Origin of the sequence: Paenibacillus sp. NPDC058174 (genome assembly GCF_042883865.1) — a bacterium.
In the GTDB taxonomy this organism is placed as follows: domain Bacteria; phylum Bacillota; class Bacilli; order Paenibacillales; family Paenibacillaceae; genus Pristimantibacillus.
Genome location: NZ_JBHVUY010000015.1, coordinates 1 through 21,040 on the forward strand (window position 1 = coordinate 1; position 21,040 = coordinate 21,040).

Annotated in this window: 17 protein-coding genes, 1 tRNA gene and 1 rRNA gene; 15 read left to right on the top strand and 4 right to left on the bottom strand. The window is 49.2% G+C overall.

Annotated elements, in window-relative coordinates:
- The first annotated feature begins 15 nt into the window (after positions 1–15).
- The 3 genes from ACFVVF_RS28935 to ACFVVF_RS28945 all read left to right on the top strand — a co-directional run bounded on the left by ACFVVF_RS28935 (position 16) and on the right by ACFVVF_RS28945 (position 2,047).
- A tRNA-Gly gene (locus ACFVVF_RS28935) sits at positions 16–90 on the top strand.
- Positions 91–249: 159 nt separating this feature from the next.
- Positions 250–1,416, top strand: coding sequence for a copper amine oxidase N-terminal domain-containing protein (locus ACFVVF_RS28940; RefSeq protein ID WP_387816743.1), 1,167 nt, complete (start codon positions 250–252; stop codon positions 1,414–1,416).
- A 190-nt stretch (positions 1,417–1,606) separates the two neighbouring features.
- Positions 1,607–2,047, top strand: a complete 441-nt coding sequence (locus ACFVVF_RS28945) for a zinc ribbon domain-containing protein (RefSeq protein ID WP_387816745.1) — start codon at positions 1,607–1,609, stop codon at positions 2,045–2,047.
- Between the two features lie 417 nt (positions 2,048–2,464).
- On the opposite strand, the gene ACFVVF_RS28950 is transcribed toward ACFVVF_RS28945, so the two are convergent.
- On the bottom strand, positions 2,465–3,325 hold the full coding sequence (locus ACFVVF_RS28950; protein ID WP_387816747.1) for a CPBP family intramembrane glutamic endopeptidase: 861 nt from the start codon (positions 3,323–3,325) through the stop codon (positions 2,465–2,467).
- Between the two features lie 200 nt (positions 3,326–3,525).
- Here ACFVVF_RS28950 and ACFVVF_RS28955 point away from each other — a divergent pair, with 200 nt between their 5' ends.
- The 9 genes from ACFVVF_RS28955 to ACFVVF_RS28995 all read left to right on the top strand — a co-directional run bounded on the left by ACFVVF_RS28955 (position 3,526) and on the right by ACFVVF_RS28995 (position 13,075).
- Positions 3,526–4,506, top strand: coding sequence for a substrate-binding domain-containing protein (locus tag ACFVVF_RS28955; protein ID WP_387816749.1), 981 nt, complete (start codon positions 3,526–3,528; stop codon positions 4,504–4,506).
- Entirely contained in the window at positions 4,503–5,969 is a 1,467-nt protein-coding gene (locus tag ACFVVF_RS28960) for a sensor histidine kinase (protein ID WP_387816751.1), read from the top strand. The genes ACFVVF_RS28955 and ACFVVF_RS28960 overlap by 4 nt, the downstream gene beginning before the upstream one ends.
- A complete protein-coding gene (locus ACFVVF_RS28965; RefSeq protein ID WP_387816753.1) occupies positions 5,947–7,515 on the top strand; it encodes a response regulator in 1,569 nt (522 codons plus the stop codon). The genes ACFVVF_RS28960 and ACFVVF_RS28965 overlap by 23 nt, the downstream gene beginning before the upstream one ends.
- A 129-nt stretch (positions 7,516–7,644) precedes the next feature.
- Positions 7,645–8,712 carry a D-xylose ABC transporter substrate-binding protein gene (gene xylF / locus ACFVVF_RS28970; RefSeq protein WP_387816755.1) on the top strand — a complete coding sequence of 356 codons (1,068 nt, stop codon included), beginning with the start codon at positions 7,645–7,647 and terminating at the stop codon, positions 8,710–8,712.
- A gap of 30 nt (positions 8,713–8,742) precedes the next feature.
- On the top strand, positions 8,743–10,263 hold the full coding sequence (locus tag ACFVVF_RS28975) for a xylose ABC transporter ATP-binding protein (RefSeq protein ID WP_387816757.1): 1,521 nt from the start codon (positions 8,743–8,745) through the stop codon (positions 10,261–10,263).
- A complete protein-coding gene (locus tag ACFVVF_RS28980; RefSeq protein ID WP_387816759.1) occupies positions 10,260–11,432 on the top strand; it encodes a sugar ABC transporter permease in 1,173 nt (390 codons plus the stop codon). Before ACFVVF_RS28975 ends, ACFVVF_RS28980 begins: the two co-directional genes overlap by 4 nt.
- 145 nt (positions 11,433–11,577) lie before the next feature.
- Entirely contained in the window at positions 11,578–11,940 is a 363-nt protein-coding gene (locus ACFVVF_RS28985; protein WP_387816761.1) for a hypothetical protein, read from the top strand.
- Positions 11,941–11,962: 22 nt separating this feature from the next.
- A complete protein-coding gene (locus ACFVVF_RS28990) occupies positions 11,963–12,493 on the top strand; it encodes a matrixin family metalloprotease (protein WP_387816763.1) in 531 nt (176 codons plus the stop codon).
- A 27-nt stretch (positions 12,494–12,520) separates the two neighbouring features.
- The gene (locus ACFVVF_RS28995) at positions 12,521–13,075 is read left to right on the top strand and encodes a hypothetical protein (protein ID WP_387816765.1); all 555 of its coding nucleotides are present in this window, start codon (positions 12,521–12,523) and stop codon (positions 13,073–13,075) included.
- 99 nt (positions 13,076–13,174) lie between these two features.
- Here the strand turns inward: ACFVVF_RS28995 and uraA are convergent, their stop codons facing one another.
- Positions 13,175–14,479 carry a uracil permease gene (gene uraA / locus ACFVVF_RS29000; protein WP_387816767.1) on the bottom strand — a complete coding sequence of 435 codons (1,305 nt, stop codon included), beginning with the start codon at positions 14,477–14,479 and terminating at the stop codon, positions 13,175–13,177.
- A 194-nt stretch (positions 14,480–14,673) separates the two neighbouring features.
- On the opposite strand from uraA, the gene ACFVVF_RS29005 reads away from it, so the two are divergent.
- Positions 14,674–17,715, top strand: a complete 3,042-nt coding sequence (locus ACFVVF_RS29005; RefSeq protein ID WP_387816769.1) for a choice-of-anchor I family protein — start codon at positions 14,674–14,676, stop codon at positions 17,713–17,715.
- Between the two features lie 94 nt (positions 17,716–17,809).
- The gene (locus ACFVVF_RS29010) at positions 17,810–18,373 is read left to right on the top strand and encodes an SLOG family protein (RefSeq protein ID WP_387816771.1); all 564 of its coding nucleotides are present in this window, start codon (positions 17,810–17,812) and stop codon (positions 18,371–18,373) included.
- Between the two features lie 93 nt (positions 18,374–18,466).
- Here the strand turns inward: ACFVVF_RS29010 and ACFVVF_RS29015 are convergent, their stop codons facing one another.
- On the bottom strand, positions 18,467–19,843 hold the full coding sequence (locus tag ACFVVF_RS29015; RefSeq protein ID WP_387816773.1) for a sensor histidine kinase: 1,377 nt from the start codon (positions 19,841–19,843) through the stop codon (positions 18,467–18,469).
- Entirely contained in the window at positions 19,840–20,517 is a 678-nt protein-coding gene (locus tag ACFVVF_RS29020; protein WP_387816775.1) for a response regulator transcription factor, read from the bottom strand. Before ACFVVF_RS29020 ends, ACFVVF_RS29015 begins: the two co-directional genes overlap by 4 nt.
- Positions 20,518–20,976: 459 nt before the next feature.
- On the opposite strand from ACFVVF_RS29020, the gene ACFVVF_RS29025 reads away from it, so the two are divergent.
- A 16S ribosomal RNA gene (locus ACFVVF_RS29025) occupies positions 20,977–21,040 on the top strand; the annotation flags it as partial.

The following is a 21,040-nucleotide window of genomic DNA, read 5'->3' on the forward strand; positions in this document are numbered from 1 at the left end:
CCCAGCCATTGTTTTGCGGAAGTGGCTCAGCGGTAGAGCATCGCCTTGCCAAGGCGAGGGTCGCGGGTTCGATTCCCGTCTTCCGCTCCATCTATTACGTTTCAAGTCTTGCATATTGCAAGGCTTTTTTTATTTTACAAAATTCATCATTTTTCACTGTCTTATTTCGGAAATGTATACTATAATAACCTTTGGTCATATGGATGTGACAATATCATCCAAAGAATAATGCCGGAGGGGAATAAAGAAATGAAAAAATCTTTTATAGCAATTATGGTCGTTATGATCCTGGCATGGTCAATGCCGGTAATGGCTGCAGCGGCTAAAGCCGAAGAGACTAGCGTGTATGTGAACGGTTCGAAAGTTAAATATGCGCAAGCTCCTTTGACCGAAAATGGTACGACCATTGTATCGGCCCGGGAAACGATGGAAAGCCTTGGACTGACATTTACATGGGACAGCTCGAATAAAAGAATTATCGGCTCCAATGGAGAAATGACACTTGCAATCGTCCTGGGTGCACCAACTGCAACAGTTAACGGTGTATCTGTATTTCTTGGAACACCTGCGGTGGAGCGCAACGGCCGGATGATGGTTCCGCTTCGCTTCCTTCTGGATGGTCTAGGCGCTTCGATGGAAACGAAGGGAAGCCAGATCAGCATCAAGACGGCTGCAAAAGAGAAAAGCCGCTACTACACAGGGCTGCCGCTTGAAATTACGAATACGACCGTAAAAAATCTGAGCACCGATACGGTAAAGGTTAATTACGTCGAATATATTTATCTTGACGATACAATGTATACGGTTGATTATTCGATTTCGTTGGGCGCGCGCAAAAAAGGTGTATTCGAGCATTCTAGCGCAACACCAGGCGACTACGTTACAGTCGATGGTGAGGAGCATATCTTTTTTGGCCGTGCTGTGAAAAGCATTGAAGTAAATGGCAAGGAAATCGCAAGCAAAGGATTCCAAAAAGCAGAAAATGCTTATTTGGACGGATCGTTTGAAACGGGCTTACGGAAGCTGTATGAGAAGCAATTGGCGGAGTACAAAAAATGGCTGAAGCAAGAGCTCGTAAAAAACAAAAATGTACCGTTTAAAATTGAAGGCTACAAGATTACTTATAATTCAATTGGTGATCCGGAAGCCAACATCAGCATGATCAACCTGACTGACAAAAGAATCGTTTCGTTCGAGCTTTCGTTCAGCTGCTACGATGCTTACGGCGACAAGGTAAACGGACTTTTTTCCAAAAGCAACCGTTTCTATGGCAAAGGAACTGATGTAAGTGTGGGAAGCGGTGACAGCTACACATTCACATGGAGCTTGTCGCTGTTCGACAATACGGCCTCATTGAAAAATATTCAAATTGATAAAGTTGCTTATTCCGACGGTACGTACTGGAAAAGAAAATAATAGCTCGATGGAGCAAATGATGAAGGTGTGCGGCTAGTATGCCGCACACTTCGTCATGAGACGATCTTATAGCGAATAGACTGTAGTATGTCGGGTAAAAAAAATTGGCGATCAATCGACATATTCCTACAAACATCAACTATTTTTTCCGTTATCATAAGTATAAGTACATGATGAGGAGTGGATTATTATGGGTTTTTTCGACAAGTTGAAGGAAGGCGCTTCTAAAGCGGCGGATAAAGCGAAGGAGTCGGTAGAGGTAGTTCGTCTCACCTCGCAAATTTCGGGAAAGCGTAAAGATATTGAGAAGCACTATATTCAAATTGGCGAGGCTGTATTTCAAGCGAATTTGTCGCATGATTTGTCTGCTGCCGAACCCGCCATCATTACTTTTAGCGAGCAGATTGTAGCCTTGCAGAAAGAAATCGATGAGCTGGAAGAAAAAATTATGGAAATCAAAGATGAGAAGGATTGTGTGTGCGGAAAAGTGGTGCCGATCGACACCAAGTTTTGTCCTTCCTGCGGACATAAATTTGAAGAGGCTCCTGCAGCCGCAGCGGAGAGCACAGAGGAGCCGGAAGCAGAAGCTGTCGCACCGGCATCTGCTTCAAGTGAATCGCAGCAACAATAAGTTCGGCCAGGCAAAGCTGTCGAGAATTTCTCGGCAGCTTTTTTCTATGTCATTATGATGAAATATAGTCGGATACGCCATATTGGAAACAGCTCCGTTGTATATTTAGAACAAAATGTAAAACTGCAGTTTGTTTGCAACTTTATTGCCGATTTATAGCATCAAAATGCAAAAGTGCATTTGAAATGCTCCTAAAGTGCTGTTTTTGGCTGATTTTAGCCAAACAAACTGCGCTTTTGCATTTTGAGTTGGAAAAACCGCTGAAATGGGCCGATCAACCTGCACTTTTACATTTTGAAGCAGTTTTGAAGCGGTTCCGATGCGATTTGAGGAGGTATTGAGAGGATTTGAAACCCGACGTGTACAAAACGCCGGGTTTCTCTACAATCAGAGCCGATCCATAACAGCTCTCTGATGCTATGCTCTGTTTTTTCGCCGATATAGGAAATAGACAGCGGTGATCCCGAACAACAGCATAATGATTGAAATTAAACTGCCCTCGATGCCAAAAGAAGCGCCGGATAGCCAGGCTGGTCCTTTGTCCGTTGTGTAGAGAATGGAGTCATCCACAGTTGTACCGGATACGTTGAAGCCGTAAATGTTGCCTTGGAGATAATTCCATGTTAAATGCATCCCGATCGGCCACCATAATCCTCCGGTTAGCTCCCGGGCTATACCGAAAATCAATCCGGCTAGAATCAGGTTAATAATCGGCCACGGCGAATCCAATATACCGGGATTCATGCCATGGAGCAATGCGAATAATAGAGAGGTTACGATAATCGCTGCTTTGCTGCCGTAATGATAGCGCAGCAGTCCCTGCACATAGCCGCGAGAATAAACTTCCTCTGACACCGCCACAAAGATAAACAGAACTAAGCCCTTCAGCAGCGCAGCCGTCAGATCAGCATTCCATTCCCCCGATGTCCAGCTAACCCCTCCAAAAGCCCAGATTATAACCGCGGATAGCGAGATGAGCACAATGCCCGCGAGCATGCCGTGAACGAGCATGACGCCTCCGTCCGGTTGACGGAGTCCAAGCGGCCACCGCTTTTTCCTTTCAAATAGAGCATACATTCCGAAAGCCGAAGCCGTGAACAAAATAGTTTGAATGATCTGCATCCACAAATTATCCTGTGAAGCACTCTGGATATCTTCCAAGCCTGTTCCGGATGCTACAGCTATGATTGTGTAGACGATTCCGACGACAACGGATATGAGGAGAACGACGATGAAGCTTAAAGCAATTTTGCCGGCAACGGCAGCGAATTTTTTCATGCAGGTCACCATCCTTGAACAAAGTCATTACACCTATGCAAATATAGAACTATTTTCCATACGATGTCAACGGCAATTTATATAAATACCGCAGAGGAAGCACTTGTAAAATTTGCGTTTAATCGTCAATTTAATTGTGATACGATGAAAGAAAATGTAAGCGGTTTATATCAATTGAGAATCGAAGGAGCAAGCCTGCGATGAGGAAGCTGTTCATTGTATCGTTGTCGATTTGCTGTATCGTATTGTTCGGCTTTACCCTTTCCTCCATTATTCAGATCGCTCACTATGACTTATCTGCTCCTGCTGAACTGACAGGAGGGCAGGACTCCGCCTATCGTCTAGTACTGATTACACAGGAAATGGATACGCCCTTCTGGGACTCGGTCGAGAAAGGGGCATCGCTGGCTGCAAAGCAGCGTGGTGTAGAGCTGGCTGTATGGGGAAGCTACGGCACCAATCAAGTGGACTTTCTAAGGAAGATGGAAATCGCAATCGCTTCGAAAGTAGACGGTATTATCGTACAAGGCTTGGACTCGGATGAGTTCAATAGGCTGTCTACTGTAAAAGCGGCTGGAAACGGGATTCCGATTTTTACAATCGGCAATGATGTGCCAGTGGAAAAAAGCTTAAGGCGCACCTATATCGGCTCTGATCACGAGAAGGCTGGCAGACTCATTGGCGAGCAGCTGACGAGGGACATAGGCAAATCCGGGAAGGTTGTGCTGATGTTATCGGATCGTCAGGAGGATTTTCAGAACAAGAGGCTTAACGGCATTCTGGAAGCGCTGAAGGCGCAGCCCGGCATTAAGCCAATTATTGTGGTAGCCGGCGATACGAGGGAGAAGGTTATTGCAGCTACGAACGATATTATGAACCGGGAACCGCATATCGACGGGTTCGTCTCGGTAACAGCAAACAATGCGAGCGCCATGGTACAGGAGATTGGCAAACGGGCGAAATTGAGCCGATTCCATCTCTATTCCTTCGATGACAGCGTAGAGAGCCGGACGCTGATGAAAGAGAAGAAGCTGAACGGCATTATCGAGCAAGCGCCCTATACGATGGGCAAACAAAGCGTGGAATTGATGATTCAGTGGCTGAACGGCGAGACGTTCCCGCTCAACTATGATGGTTATTTTACCGAAATCGGGCTGCTGAAGGCGGATGAGCTTCCATGAATACGATTCAGAAAAAAATATGGCTGCTCGTCGCAATCGTCGTGTTCATAATGGCTGGCATCTGGGTTACGTTAACCTACTACAACCAGAAAATGCAGGATCAATATAATGAAATATTGCAGCGCTACTTGCGAATGAACGAAGTCAGCGCCTCCAGCCAGCAGCTTGTTACCTCATTGAACAATTACTTGCAGGCACCCTCCTCCTCTAAGCTGGCGAATCTGGAGACAGACCGGCATGAGCTGATCGTCGCACAGGAGCAGATTACGAATCTGCGGAACAACGGCAATCATTTTACACTAACGAATTATTTGAATTTGATCGATAGCCTGGTCAATTCCTCTGACCGTTCCGTCCGGTTTCTTAATGCGAAGAACAACGAGGAGTCATTAAATGATTTCGCCGATGCTACGCGCCTCTCTACTTATATATCAGAGATGACGTTGACACTGATGGATACCGAGCTGAAAACCTATGATCAGTTCTATCGCGGCATGATCAAGCAATCGGTCGAATTGAAAAAGCTTGGGATCTGGTTAATTGCCCTCATTACACTGCTGCTCCTGTTGTTCACCTACTGGTTCTCACTTAGCATTACGCGGCCTATACATAAACTTACGCAGGCAGCCCGGGAGCTGTCCCGGGGCCGGTTCGACATGCAGATTGAAGTCGCGGCTAACGACGAAATTTCTTTTCTGGCCAAAACCTTCGACCGGATGCGCATCAATATTAACAATTTGATCTCGGAGATCCAGCATAAAGCGCAGCTTGAGAGCGAACTGCAGACGAACAAGCTGCTGCTGCAGGAAAGCCAGCTGCGCAGCTTGCAGAGCCAGATTAATCCGCATTTCCTGTTTAATACACTCGATACATTAGCCAAGAAGGCTTATCTGGAAGGCTCGGAAGAAACGAGCGATCTGCTGGCGAGTGTTGCGAGGCTGCTCCGTTACAATCTGAAGCGGCTGGACCGTCCCGTTACGCTCTATGAAGAGGTAAAGGTGCTTCGCGAATATATCGCTATTCAGCAGACCCGATTTACCGAGCGTCTTCGTTTCGCAGAAGAGATCGACGACTCTTGCCTGTTTGTGAAAATCCCGGGGCTAACGCTTCAGCCGATAATCGAGAATGCGGTCATTCATGCGGTAGAGCCGCTGGAGGATGGAGGGACGATCCGCTTCCGTATCGTTGACGGCGGCGATTCAGTTATTGTTGAGATCGAAGATGAGGGGATGGGCATGAGGCAGGAGCGGATTGCTCAAATTCTAGAGGAGCGTGAATCCGACCGGCAGGATGGCCATTCGACGGGTATTGGCTTTAGCAACGTTGTCCGCAGGCTGCGGCTATTTTATAACCGGGAAGATGTCATTGCAATTGAAAGCACAGAGGGCAGAGGAACGAAAGTAACGTTGAAGCTGTTAAAGGAAAGAGAGGCGGGCGACTATGCTGAAGCTGTTAATCGTTGACGATGAGCAAATTGAACGGGAGGGGCTGATGGCCATCATTAAGGATGGCTTTCCGGATGTCGTATTTGAGCAAGCCAGAAATGGAAAAGCGGCGGTGGAGCTCGTCTCGCATTTTCAGCCTGATCTCATTCTAATGGATATTAAGATGCCGATTATGAACGGCTTGGAGGCAGTGGAGCAAATTGTCGGCGACTATCCGGAAATGCGGTTTATTATGGTGACAGCTTACGATACGTTCGACTATGCCCGCAAAGCGATCAAGCTGGGTGTAAAAGACTATCTGCTGAAGCCGAGCAAAATTAGCGAGATCAGGGATACGGTTGGCCGTGTTTTCAAACAGATCGAGGAAGAACGCGAGGAGAGGCAAACGCAGCATCAAGTGAAGCGGACGCTTGACCGGATCATGCCGCTTGTTGAAGCGGATGTGGTGACGCAGCTGCTGTTCGATCATGTTCATGAAGTGCATCTGGATGAAATGATTCACCTGCTTGGAGGCAGCGATACCAAGGAGGCTTTCGTACTGCTTGTTCAAGCAGGTGCAGAAGCGGCTACCGAGCAGCTTTATGCCGGCGTCAAGCTGCGGCTGAGACAAATGGGCAAAGGCTGGGCAGGCGCGATGAACGGGCGCTATTTGCCGATTATCGTGTTTATGGAGTCGCAAAAGTCGTTCCGGGCGCAAGCGGCATCTATCGTCCAAGAACTGCTGGCATTGCCCCAATTGTCGGGTACATCCGACTGTATTATTGGAATAGGCAATGCCCGTCAGTCACTTGACGACATCCGTTATTCCTATCATGAGGCGCTGCTTGCTGCGGCTGCCGGCCGCCAATGTCAGCTGCAGCAGGCCAAACCGTTCGCCCGGCACCGGTTTTATGCCGATAAAGCGGCGGAGCCTGAACGGGAAGGTGTGGAATACGCCGCTAAGGGGCTGGAGAAGCAGCTGACGGAATATGTCCGGCTGGGGCAATGGACGGCTGCAGAAGCGGCAATCTACCCGCTTGCCGACCGCTATGAGGCTGCGGGAATGGATGTTCATCAGGCCGAGCAGCGGATGCTGGAAACGTTGTGGATCGTCTTCCGCGGGCTGCTGGAGCTTGGCGTGGAGACCGAGCTTCCTTACTACGGGTTTCAAATTCATCGTTATTCCGAGCTGCGGACCGAAACCGAATGCCTGCTGCTTCGGATGCGCAGGGATGCGGAAGAGCAGCTGAGCCATGCCCAGCCTGACGCTATAACTGAGGTGAAGCAGTATATTATCGCCAATTCCCATCTCGATATTTCGCTAGAGACCATAGCCAAGCAAGCCGGTCTCAGCCCTTTCTATATGAGTAAAATGTTCAAGGAGCAGGTCGGCACCGGGTATATCGATTTCTTGACCGATTGCCGGGTCGAGCGGGCCAAAGCACTTATGGGCGATGCGGAGCGGAGTCTTAAAGAAATCGCTTATGAAGTGGGCTACCATGACCCTAACTATTTCAGCAAGGTGTTCAAAAAAATATGCGGCGCTTCTCCGACGGATTACCGAAAAGCGCTACTCGGCAAGTAGCGGGTCAGGCTAATGGCAAAATAGTCCAGATCATCGCAATAGAATCCAGCAATTCTCCCGATTACCGGTAGGTCCGGCATGCTAATCTTGAAATGTAAGCAGTTACATTAATAAAAGGGAGAGAAGAAAATGACGAAGCACATTACAAAAAGTGGGGTTATGCTGCTTGTTCTTGCTTTTATTCTCGTATTGTCCGCGTGCAGCGGCGGCAACGGAGGCGGAAGCAATTCCGGCGGTAAAAAGGATTCCGGCAAAGACGGCAAAATAAAAATCGGCTTCTCGCTGGATACGCTTCAGGAAGAACGCTGGCAGAAGGACCGCGACTTGTTTAAAGCAGCAGCGCAAAAGCTTGGCGCGGATGTTGAAGTGCTCGCGGCAAACAGCGATGATGCCAAACAAATCGCACAAGCAGAATCTTTGATCTCCCAAGGCGTAGATATTCTCGTCGTCGTTCCCCACAATGCGGAAGCAACGGCAGCTATCGTAGAGAAAGCCCATGAAGCGGGCATTAAAGTATTGGCGTATGACCGCTTGATCAAAAACTCCGACGTTGACCTCTATGTATCCTTCGATAACGAGCGCGTCGGCGAAATGCAAGCAGAGGCGATCGTAGCTAAAGCGCCTAAAGGCAAATACGTATACATTGGCGGTTCGGAAGCGGATAACAACGCGCATCTGTTCAAGAAAGGCGCAATGAATGTGCTGCAAAAGTACATCGATAGCGGCGACATCCAAATCGTATACGATCAATGGTCGAAAGACTGGAACCCTGCAGCGGCATTGTCCAACATGGAGAACGCTTTGACTGCGAACAACAACCAAATCGATGCAGTTGTAGCTGCGAATGACGGAACAGCTGGCGGCGCGATTCAAGCTTTGACAGCGCAAGGGCTTGCAGGCAAAATTCCGGTATCCGGACAGGACGCTGAGCTTGCTGCAGCACAACGTATTATCGAAGGCACGCAAACGATGACGGTCTACAAGCCGATTAAGGCATTGGCAGAGAAAGCAGCTGAACTGGCTGTTAAGCTGGCTAAGGGCGAAGATGTAGCCGCGGACAAAAAAGTGAACAACGGCAAAATCGATGTTCCATCCATTCTCCTCGATCCGATTGCCGTAACGAAGGAAAACATTGATTCGACGGTTATCGCTGACGGTTTCCATTCGAAAGAAGATGTATACAAGAACGCGAAATAAAAAGGCAAGCGCGAGCGGGGTGAACGAGGCATGACGGCTGCATTGGAGATGCGGAATATTACGAAAGAATTTCCCGGCGTGAAAGCGCTGAACGATGTGACATTGACGGTAAAGAAAGGCGAGATCCACGCCTTATGCGGAGAAAATGGCGCCGGCAAATCAACGTTGATGAAGGTGCTCAGCGGACTCTACCCTTCGGGAAGCTATAACGGGCAGATTCTTATCAACGGAGAAGTGAAGCGCTTCTCCAGCATTAAGGATGCAGAGGAAGCCGGAATCGCCATAATTTATCAGGAGCTGGCGCTAGCAAAGGACTTGTCCATTGCCGAGAATTTATATCTCGGCAAGGAGCTGGCCCGCTTCGGGATCATTAATTGGGAGCGGGTTTTCAAGGAAAGCGAGAAATGGCTTGCAGAGGTGGGCTTAACCGATGTCAGCCCGGAGACAAGAACCGGAACGCTGGGCATCGGCAAGCAGCAGCAGGTGGAAATAGCCAAAGCGTTGTCCAAGAAAGCCAATATTCTTATTCTCGATGAGCCGACGGCAGCGTTGACCGAGCAAGAGGTTGAGATATTGCTATCGATCCTTCGCGAATTCAAGAAACGCGGCGTTACCTGTATTTATATCTCGCACAAGCTGAAGGAAGTATTCAGCATAGCGGATTCAGTCACTGTTCTGCGTGACGGCAAAACAATTGGCACCTATGATGCCAAAGCTATCAATGAAGAGCAAGTTATTTCGCTTATGGTAGGGCGGGAGCTGAAGGAACTGTTTCCTCGGATCGAGGCATTGCCGGGCGACGTTGTACTGAAAGTGGAGAACTACTCTGTCATGCATCCCGATTTGGATCGCAAGGTTATTGACAATATTTCGTTCCAGGTACGGCAGGGCGAAATATTCGGCATTGCCGGCTTAATGGGCGCTGGCCGGACAGAACTCGTTATGAGTCTGTTCGGCTCCTATCCGGGAGCTGCAGTCGGACGAATTGAGATTGAGGGCAAGCATGTCAAAATCAAGCATACCCAGCATGCAATCCGGCATGGGATGGCGCTTGTATCCGAAGACCGCAAAAAATTCGGTCTTGTGCTCGGCATGGATGTGAAGAGCAACGTAACGATGGCCAGTCTCAATCAGATTGCATCGGGCGGTGTTATCGATCCTAACCGTGAAGTCATCAGGGGCAATGAATATATTCGCTCCCTGCAGATTAAGGCGAACTCGGTGGAAACGATCGTCGGCACGTTAAGCGGCGGCAATCAGCAGAAGGTCGTTCTCGGCAAGTGGCTGATGACGAAACCGAAGCTTCTGATTCTTGATGAACCGACCCGAGGAATCGACGTTGGCGCCAAGTTCGAAATCTATACGATTATGAATGAATTGATCCGGCAAGGCGTCGCGATCATTATGGTTTCCTCCGAGCTGCCGGAGCTTCTCGGAATGAGCCACCGCATAATGGTTATTGCGGAAGGGAAGCGGGCGGCGGAATTTACGGCGGAGGAAGCGACACAGCAGGCGATTATGACGGCTGCGACAGGAGGAAGAGGACTATGAGCACAAAAACGGAAACGGTGCCGGTGCAGCCGTCACGCGTACAAAACTGGTTTAAATTCGATGCGCGCGCTTATACGATGATTGGTGCGCTAATTGCGATATGGGTATTGTTCTCGCTGCTGCATGAACGGTTCCTGTCGCCTACGAATCTTTCAAACTTATTTCTGCAAATGTCCGTTACGGCGATTCTCGCTATTGGCATGGTGCTTGTTATCGTCGCCGGACATATCGATTTGTCGGTCGGATCGTTAGTTGGTTTGGTCGGCGGTGTGGCGGCCATGCTGAACGTCTGGTATGACTGGCCGGCTGTTCCGGTCGTCATCGCCGCAGTGGCGCTTGGCGCAATCGTCGGATTTATTCAAGGCTGGATCATCGCCTATAAGGCGGTGCCGGCATTTATCGTTACGCTAGGCGGCATGCTTATCTTCCGTGGTGCATTATTCGGAACGACAGGCAGCGTAACGGTAGCACCTTTGTCGCCTGGTCTTAAAGCAATCGGCCAACATTACACGTCGGATATTATCGGCTGGATTTTCGGCATAGTCGGCTTGCTGATTGCGGCAGCCCTTCTGCTGCGGAAGCGGTCCTCCCGTATCCGCTACGGATTTGATGTGGAACCGCTTGCTGTCACTGTGCTTCGCATGGGAGTGACCGGTGCTCTTATTCTAGGCTTCGTTGCTGTTATGAACAGCTACAAAGGCATCCCGGTACCATTCGTTATGGTCGTCGTGCTGGCTCTTATCTTTACCTTTATTACGCGGAATACGACCTTCGGCCGGCAAGTGTATGCAATTGGCGGCAACCCCGAGGCTGCCAAGCTGTCGGGCATCAACATCAAACGCCGCGTATTGCTCGTATTCGTACTTTGCAATACGCTGGCAGCCATTGCTGCGCTTGTCCTCACCGCGCGTTTGAACGCCGCAACGATGAGCGCCGGACAAAACTATGAGCTTGATGCAATCGCCGCATGCGTTATCGGCGGTACGAGCCTTATCGGCGGCTCCGGTACAATTATGGGCGCGATTATCGGCGCGCTTGTTATGGGCAGCCTGGACAACGGCATGAGCTTGATGAATATGGAGTCATTCTGGCAGTATATTGTTAAAGGCGGCATTCTAGTGCTCGCCGTATATGTAGACATTTACACGCGCAATCGTAAAAAAGCATAGTGAAATAAACGAGCAATACCCCGGCGAGATTCAGTGGCCGGGGTATTTTTTTTCGTAATGAAACTAATAAACTATGATTTAAAATTATTGTAGATATGAAACAATTTACCAGTGGAGCCCGTCGGTAATGGCAGGAGGTGAGGAATTGAAAACGTTCATAATCGTTTTTTCAATTCTTTTAATGAGTCTATCACTTGCCGCTTGTTCATTTGGAAAGCAGCAGACTGCCCCAGACTGGGCCTACCGTTTTGTCGTATGGGATGGGGATATGTACAGGGCAACCGATGAAACGGTACCGGATGTTGGGAAGCAAATCGGGAAGGTAGAGCATTACTCCGATCATGAATCAACGAGAGTGACAGGTGTTTTTTCGAATGAATACCGGAAAGGAACGGCGTTGTATAAGATCAAGGACGTTTCTACTGAGGAAGCTATTGCGGTAGAGAGCAGCGAAGGAACCTATGTCAAGCTGGAGCACCTGGGCAAGTACGGCTCAAAGGATAAATAAACATAGTAGGGGGAGAGCAGAAATGAAGAAGAGCATGTGGAAGGTCATTTTGACTGGCGCCTTGTTGTATACGGCCGTCGTATTGCCGTCTGCAAACGCCTATACAACTTTGGGAGGCAAATATGCAAGCTCGACAATCAGTTATATACCGCAAGGCCTGACGGCCAATTATTCATTAGCGATGGCTGATGGCGTCGCGGCTTGGAATAATGCAAATGCGGATGCCAGCTTTGTGTATACAAGCAATGTATCTACAGCCAATCTTGTTCTGAGACAGGATGCCTATGGGGCCAACATTGGCTGGAATGCTAGAACGGCGAATAAACCCGTTATGACCTCCGGCATATATACGAAGTCGGATATCGACTTTAATACATCGGCGATGGATGGAATGACGGTTACGGCCCGCAAAGGGACGGCAGCCCATGAGCTGGGACATGTGTTCGGACTGGATCATGTTACCGATGGCAAACAAGTGATGAGCGTATATGGAGTGAGGACAACTTCCGTTCCGGGACCGGATGATATAAAAGGGGTAAATGCGCTGTATTAGACTTAAACGAAGAGAGGGGTGTTATTCATGAATTCCGACTATTCGAAAAAACAGATTTGGACCGTATTCATAGTCGCGCTTGCGGCAGCCATCGTTTTCTTTCAAGTCAGGGCCGAAGCGTCGCGGGACAAGCCGACCTCCACCGTATCGATGCACTTTGATCTATCCGAATCATTCCAATCTGTCGATCAATTGCGTACGAGCTCACCGGTCATCGCCAGAGTGAAAATCAATGCGAACAAGAGTTATCCATATAGCAATGTCGTGTTTACTTTATCCGAAGCTTCGGTGCTGAAGGTATACAAAGGCCAGCTTGGAAAGCAAATTCGTATTCTAGAAACCGGCGGTTCCTATGAGGGGCTGCATTACTTAGCCGAAGGAAACGCGGTTTTTGCAGCAAATGATGAAGCTGTCGTGTTTCTGGAGAAATACGAGGGACCTGTAGCGGAAGATGCTTACGTTATTAAAGGCGTATACCAAGGGAAGTTTAAAGTGGCGGGTGAAAGACTGATTCCGTCATCCGAAGTGTTCGGCGAGCTGCAATCGATTCAATCATTCAATGATCTTCAAATTACGAAGTAAGGGAGTGTTATCCCTGTGAAAAAGGGCTGTTTCCGCAAGTCCGCCATTGCATGATGGCGAGACCGGAAAACAGCCCTTTATCGTTATTTACGTGAGTTATTAATGACCTGATGCTTCGTGGTCATTGGAAAGCTTAAGCATGTCGAACAGCTTGAAGAGCAAGCTCATAATGATCGCTACAACAGTGGCCAGTCCCATACCTTTAAGCGAGAAGTCCCCGATAACGATCTCAACGCCGCTTAATCCGACAACAAGTACGATCGTCGTCAAGTAAAGGTTAGTTGGCTTGCTGTAATCAATTTTGGATTCAACAAGCATACGCAAGCCGGAAGCTGCGATAACTCCGAACAAGAGCAGCGAGATACCGCCCATTACAGCTACTGGAATCTCGGCAATCAGCGCCGAGAACTTGCCAAAGAAGGAAAGCACGATGGCAATAATTGCTGCGCCGCCGATAACGTACGTAGAGTAGACGCGAGTAATGGCAAGTACGCCGATGTTCTCTCCATAAGTTGTATTCGGTGTAGAGCCTACAAAGCCGGACAGCATCGTCGAGATGCCGTTGCCAAGCATCGAGCGGTGAAGTCCGGGATCTTTGGACAGATCTTTTTTGACGATATTGCTCGTGACGATCAAGTGGCCGATATGCTCGGCGATGACGACAAGCGAAGCAGGAACAATCGTCAGAATAGCTCCAAGCTGGAACGATGGTGTTGTAAACGTAGGAGCTGCAACCCAGCTGCTGGCAGCTACTTTGCCAAACTCGGCATAACCCATCCAGTAAGCAATCAGATAACCTGCCACGATTCCGAATAGAATCGGAATGATGCGCATAAACCCGCGGAACAGAACGGAACCGATTATTGTAATAAGCAGAGTAGCGGTTGAAATAATGACAGTGCCGCCGTCCAATGTCCAGGCTGCATCAGCAGGGGCGCTTGGCGGTTTAATCCAGCCGGCCATTCCCGCTGCTACCGGAATTAGCTCCAGACCGATGACCGCAACGATTGCGCCCATAGCTGCTGGAGGGAATACGACATCAATCCAGCCGGTTCCTGCGGCCTGAATGATCAGTGCGACGATGATGAAGACTAGGCCGGTAATGATGAAGCCGCCTAGCGCCGCCGCATAGCCTTCCTCCGGATTGGCAAACTTGCCGATAACCGTTCCTACCGGAGCGATGAAGGCAAAGCTGGAACCGAGGTATGCCGGTATTTTACCTTTACAGATAAAGATGTAAAGCAAGGTGCCGATACCGTTCATCAGCAAACAAATTGCCGGATCGACGCCTAGCAGGTTTGGTACAAGTACAGTCGAACCAAACATAGCGAAAAGATGCTGCAGGCTGAGCATTAAGCTTGGCCCAAACGCAGGTCTTTCGAGTACCCCTATTTCTCTTTTCATTGTGCAGCTTTCCTCCATTAATAAAACTTTAATATGACCCTTTACGATTCTATATAGTCTAGTATTGGTTTGACAAGTTCTTTTTACAATTAATTTAAAAAATAGTTACGATACGAAAACATACACTGCGTACAATTCAATCCAGAACCATTACAGGGGAGTGGATCGTGTTGAAAAGGCTTTCTGGAAAATTTGTGATTTCGTTCACAGCGGCTGCTTGTTTGCTGCTGTCAACCATTGGTACAGGATTTGGCAGCGGACAAGCAGTGCGTGCAGAAGCCAGCGCAGCGTTGGATTCATCATTTATTACGAAGCTGAATATTGAGAAGATTGGCGAATACTCTTTGGGCGTAACCAACAAAGACGGCGGTGTAGCCGAAATTGTAAAGTACAACAAAGACAACGGCAAATTTTATCTCGTCAACGGCTCGGGCAACCCGCCAAGTCTGGATATCGTGAGCCTCGGGAACGGCAAAGGCAGTTTCACGAAGGAGCACACCATTCTGGTTCAATCGCTTGCGGAGACCAACGGCTTTCGGTATGGGGATTTGACTAGCGTAGATGTAAATACGACTACCAAACGGATATCGGTGTCCGTGCAGGAAGCGGACCCTATTAAACCCGGAAAGATATTAGTCCTGGACTATGACGGCAATCTGCTGAAGGAATACGGAGCGGGTGTCCAGCCGGATATGATTAAATCAACGGCAGACGGCCGTTATATTTTAACCGCTGATGAAGGTGAGCCGCGGACCGCGGCAGGTGACCCAAAAGGCAGCATTACAATTGTGGATACGACTACGGATACGGCTAAGCAGGTCTATTTCGATGATGAATTGGTAATCGGGGACGATGTCTATATTCGCGGCGCATCCGATCCGGTAACCGGACTGATTATGGGAAAAGGCTCGAAGGCGGATGCGTTGTATGATTTCGAGCCAGAGTATATCGCTCTCTCCAGCGATAATAAACAAGCTTACGTGACGCTTCAGGAGAATAATGCCGTAGCGGTTATCGATATTGGGGCCGGTAAAGTCAATGCAGTAAAAACGCTGGGTTTCAAAGATTATAACGATCCGCGCAATTCGCTTGATCTTGTGAGCGATGGCACAATCAAGCTGGAAAATGTGCCGTTCAAAGGCATGTATATGCCGGATGGAATTGCTTCGCAGACCATTAACGGTTCCACGTATTTGTTTACTGCGAATGAGGGAGATGCGACGGAATGGCCCGTGGAAGGTGATACAAGCGGGTGGGCAGGCCGTAAAAATGCAGTTAAGCTCGGTAGTCTGAAAGGACAGCTTGATTCCGGATCGGCAGCCGGCGCCTTTTTGAACGGAACGAATGCTTATGATGATGTAGAGGTTGTGTCCGGCGTCGGCACAGACAGCATCTATATGTATGGCGGCCGCTCGTTCTCGATCAGGCATGCTGATACAATGGAGCAGGTCTATGACAGCGGCAATGATTTTGAGACGATTACGTCGCAAGGAAGTACGGCTGAATACTTCAACTCAAGCCATAGCAAAGTGAAGATGGACGACCGGAGCCCGAAAAAAGGTCCTGAGCCGGAAGATGTAAAAACCGGTGTTGTCGGCAATAAGGTGCTTGCGTTCGTTGGTCTTGAGCGTATTGGCGGATTTATGACCTATGATGTTACTGATCCGGCCCATGCAAACTTTGTGAACTATACGAATACACGCGTTTTCCTGGACTCCAAGGGAAAAGCGAATCTTGATACGGACACGGGTCCAGAGGGACTCGAATTCATTCCAGCCGAAGACAGCCCGACCGGACAGCCGCTTCTGCTCGTAGCTTATGAGGTTGGCGGGAAGGTTAGCGCCTATCAGTTGAATGTAACCAAAGTGAGCCTGGATCAAACCTCGCTTTCTATTAAGACCGGCGATGCGCCAGTGAAGCTTCAAGCTACTGTTATTCCGGCAAATGGAGCTTCGGAGACGGTAGAGTGGACATCTTCCAATCCGGCTGTTGCCTCGGTAGATGCCGATGGACGTATTACGCCGCTTTCGGCAGGAACAGCTGTAATCCGCGTCGTTAGCGCAGACGGTTATGCCGTTGCCGAAAGCACGGTAACGGTCACAGCAAGCAGCAGTGGCGGTGGCAATAATCCGGGCGGCGGTACTGCGCCTGGTACAGGGACAGGCACTGAGCCGGGTACACCTGTCGTTTCAGGCGATACCGTGCAATATAAGAAAGGCGATTTTGCAGCACTTGCTGCCAAAGGCCCATCCGAACTGACGATTCAAGGTAACAAAGGCACGATTGTGCTGGACAAAAAGGCTGTTCAAACAGTTGGTGCCGCTGCGGGGCAACAGGAAGTAAGCTTCAAAATTGCTCAAAAGGATGCGGCTTCACTGTATAACGGCATCTCAGCAGAGGCTCGCGCTTCCATCGAGGCGGCAATCGGAAGCCGTCCGGTCTATGACATTACAATTGCTGCCGGAGGCAAAGAGGTTTCCGATCTTGCCGGGGGCAAAGCGCGGATCAGCATTCCATACACCCTTCAGCCGGGAGAAAACAGCAATGCTGTCGTTGTCTACTATGTGTCGAAAAGCGGTGAATTGATTCTGGTGCCTAACGGGCGTTACGACGCATCGACTGGAAAGCTTCAATTCACGGTTGGCCACTTCTCTAACTATGGAGCGGGCTACCATGTGCCTGGCTTTACCGATATCGGAAAAAGCTTTGCGCAGTCCGACATCATCTATCTGTCTGCCCGTAATGTGATCGGCGGGATTAGTGCGGATCGCTTTGCGCCTAAATCACAGCTGACTCGCGGGGATTTCACGCTTCTCCTTGCCCGTATGTCCGGTGAACAGCTTGGCGGTTACGCGACGGATCGTTTTACTGACGTCGCCAAATCGGCTTATTATGCGCAATCTGTTGCCTGGGCGGCGGACAAAGGAATTGTTGGCGGCATCAGCGAAGGCAAGTTTGCGCCGGGCGACAGCATCACCCGTGAACAGATGGCGGTTATGCTCGTCCGATTTGCTTCAGTAGCGGGACTGAAGCTGCCGGAGCAGGCTTCATCGGTTACGTTTGCCGATCAGGCGAAAATATCGGCTTTTGCCAGCGATGCAGTCCGCACCATTCAGCAAGCCGGCTTCATGAACGGCAAAGAGCTTGCGGGCGGACGTTATTTTGCACCGCAGGATCATACGACTCGTGAGGAAGCGGCAAAGCTGCTCGCGTCCTTTATGAAATTGCTGGCTTAATCTGCCGGACGGAACATATATTCTCTGACGCCGGGGCGGCTGTCCTGCTATAGTAAGTAGCAAAGACAGCGATAGAAGGGCAGTGGCCGGCCGGATGAAGAATGTACTCGTAACGGGATACCGTGCGCATGAGCTGCAAATTTTCGATCAGAAGCATCGGAACATTGAATATATTAAAAAAGCGATTGAAAGCAAGCTGCTTCCACTGATCGAAGAAGGGCTGGAGTGGATCATTACGCCGGGACAATACGGCACCGACCTATGGGCCTGTGAGGTAGCTATTGAGCTTAGACGCCGTTATCCGCGGTTAAAGGTGTCGATAATTACTGCATTCAGCAACCAGGAAGAGCAGTGGAAGGATGAGCGCAAAGCCTATTATCAGAAAATTGTAGAGGGCGTGGACTATTACGGGGCTGTCAGCAATCAGCCGTATGCCGGTCCTTGGCAATTTCAAGCAAGGGACGAGCTGCTGTTTCGCAAGACGGATGGCATCATTTTGTTCTATGATGAGGAAGCCGCCGAGAGCAGCGCGAAGTTTGTCCGTGACAGGGCGCTTAAAAAGCAGGATGAATCCGGCTACCGCTTTATCGGAATCGGCGCCGATGATATTCAGAATGTCGTGGAAGAAGAAAATAGCCGGCGATACGATGATATGTAGCCGATCACAGCAAAAAGCAGCGTTCTCGCATGAGGACGCTGCTTTTTGCTGCAGATGTGATTTTACATAGCAGATGAATGGGGCAGGAACGTATTATATGGTTGCTGCCGGAAGCTTTACGGTAAAAACAGCGCCTTGTCCATACTGGCTTTGTACGTCAATGCTGCCGTCATGCAGCGATACGATTTTGTGGGCGATGGAGAGTCCAAGGCCGCTGCCGGAAGCTGCCCGTGACTGATCTGCTTTATAGAAACGATCGAATAAATACGGCAAATCGGCTTCGGGAATGCCTTCTCCTGTATCACGGATAATAATATCAATCTGTTCAGAGGCGGGTTTGATTGCAATGCTAAGCGTTCCCATAGCTTTGGAAAACTTAATGCTGTTGGTAATAAGATTGGTCCATACCTGATAGAGAAGCTGGGCGTCGCCGGGCACAACCGTCTCGGGCAAGTCCAGATCAAGCTGGAGCTGTTTCTCCGACCACTGCCACTCCAGCATAATGATAATTTGCCGCAGCTGCTCGTCCAGGCGAAAGGGCGCATACGCCAGCTGTTTGGCTTGATCCAAAAAGGCTAGCGTGAGCAGCTGCTGACTTAGCGAAGACAGCCGGACGGTCTCGGAAGCGATAATGTTCATATATTCCGCGGATTCCTCCCGGGAGACGGACGGGTCGGCAGCAGCTCTCGCCAAACCTTGAATCGAAGTTAGCGGCGTCTGGAATTCATGCGAAACGTTGGCTACAAATTGCTGGCGGCTTTCTTCGGAACGGCGTATGGATGCTGCCATAGAGGCGAAGCGTCTGGCCAGCTCGCCGATCTCATCCTTCCGCTCACTGTCCAATTGAACCTCATAGTCGCCATTTGCGATTTGCCCAGTCGCTTTGGTCAGTTTTTTGACAGGATTGACGATATAGGTGCTGAGCACAACGATCAGAAGCAGGCTGGAGACGAAGGAACCGCCGATAAATGCAGCCATAATGAAACGAACCTCGCCTATTTGCTGCTGCAGATCTGGCCTTACGAATAGCGCAGCACGGCCTTCTGGTGTTTCAACTGGAACGCCGGCTGTATTGCGAAGACTATTGACGAAGAAGGCAAATACCGTCAGTCCATCGTTATCATCATTCATTCCCTGATAATATTCGCCGCCCATTACGAGCTCGTATTGTTCAGTGCTCAATACGCCCTGCTTGAACGGGGAGCCAAATGTACGACCTTCGTGGCGGTCATTAACCAGGTAGAACTGATAGCCAAGTGAAGCAAGTTGTGATAAGTAGTTGGGCAGGTCCATACCGGGAGTGTGCTCATACAGCTCTTTTACCGCAAGGGCTGTTTTCATCGTCCGCTGTTCATTTTGCGAGAGCAGATTCTTCTTATAGTAACTATTTGTGAATAAGAGGCCGCCAATACTGCTGACGGCAGCAATAACAATAAACGTTAAGACGATGCGAACGTATAAGGTTTTCACTCAGCAGCCTCCAATTTGTAGCCTAAACCTCTGACCGTCGTAATGGAGAAGTCGTCTTGGCATTCCGCGAATCTTTCCCGAAGCCGTTTGACGTGGACATCGATGGTGCGGCTGTCTCCGCTATAGTCTGTTCCCCAGAGCAGCTGGATGAGCTGCTCTCTCGTATAGATCCGTCCAGGATTGCTAGCCAACTGGGAGAGCAGCTCGAATTCCCGCAATGGCAGCTCGAAGAAATGATCGCCTTTGCGAATTTCATGGCTGCTTCTATTTATAATGACGGAGCCCAGCTTAATCGTATCTTGGGATACGAGCCGATAACGGCGGAGAAGCGCCTTCATTCGGAACAACAGCTCCTTGGGGTCAAAAGGCTTCACCATATAATCGTCAGTGCCGGATAGAAACCCTTGCTCCTTATCCTCAATCTCTCCTCTAGCTGTCAGCATAATAACGGGAATATCATAATGCTCGCGAATCTCCCGGCACAGCTCATGCCCGTTTTTGGCCGGCATCATAATATCGACTACAGCCAGTTGAACCTGCTCTTGCTCAAGAAGACGCGCAGCAGCTTCCCCGTCGGCAGCCTCTATGATGCCATAGCCCTCTTTAGTAAGAATGAATCGAAGCAAGGTGCGAATAGCCGGATCATCATCCGCTATTAGAACGTTCATGCGCATAACAATCGCGCTCCTTTTATTCTATAGTAAGTAATAAGTTCATCGTTTGATTCGAGTGTAGCATATGGAAAGGCGCATTCCCAATAGAGGCTATTATATGAAGAGGAAAGCCGGTTTTTCGCATTTTAAAAGTTTTTTTGAAAAAAGGGTTGCCAAAACTAATTAGCCTATGGTATATTCTAATTCCGGCCGAGAGAAACGCGGTTGGCGAGGTAAGCGAAGAGAGAGGGACAAGCTGAATGGCTTGAAACTTTCGAAAAAAAAGCTTGCATCGAGAAAACGGATGTGGTAAGATAACTTCCGTTGTCACAAAAGAAATTGTTCTTTGAAAACTGAACAACGAGCAAAACTGCCCTGTTAATTCTAACGGATTAATAGAAAAGCGATAAAACAAAGTAATGAGCAATCAACTCACTCGACTTTCAATTAACCGATTTACTCGGCCAACTGAAAGCTCGTATAATGGAGAGTTTGATCCTGGCTCAGGACGAACGCTGGCGGCGTGCCTAATACATGCAAGTCG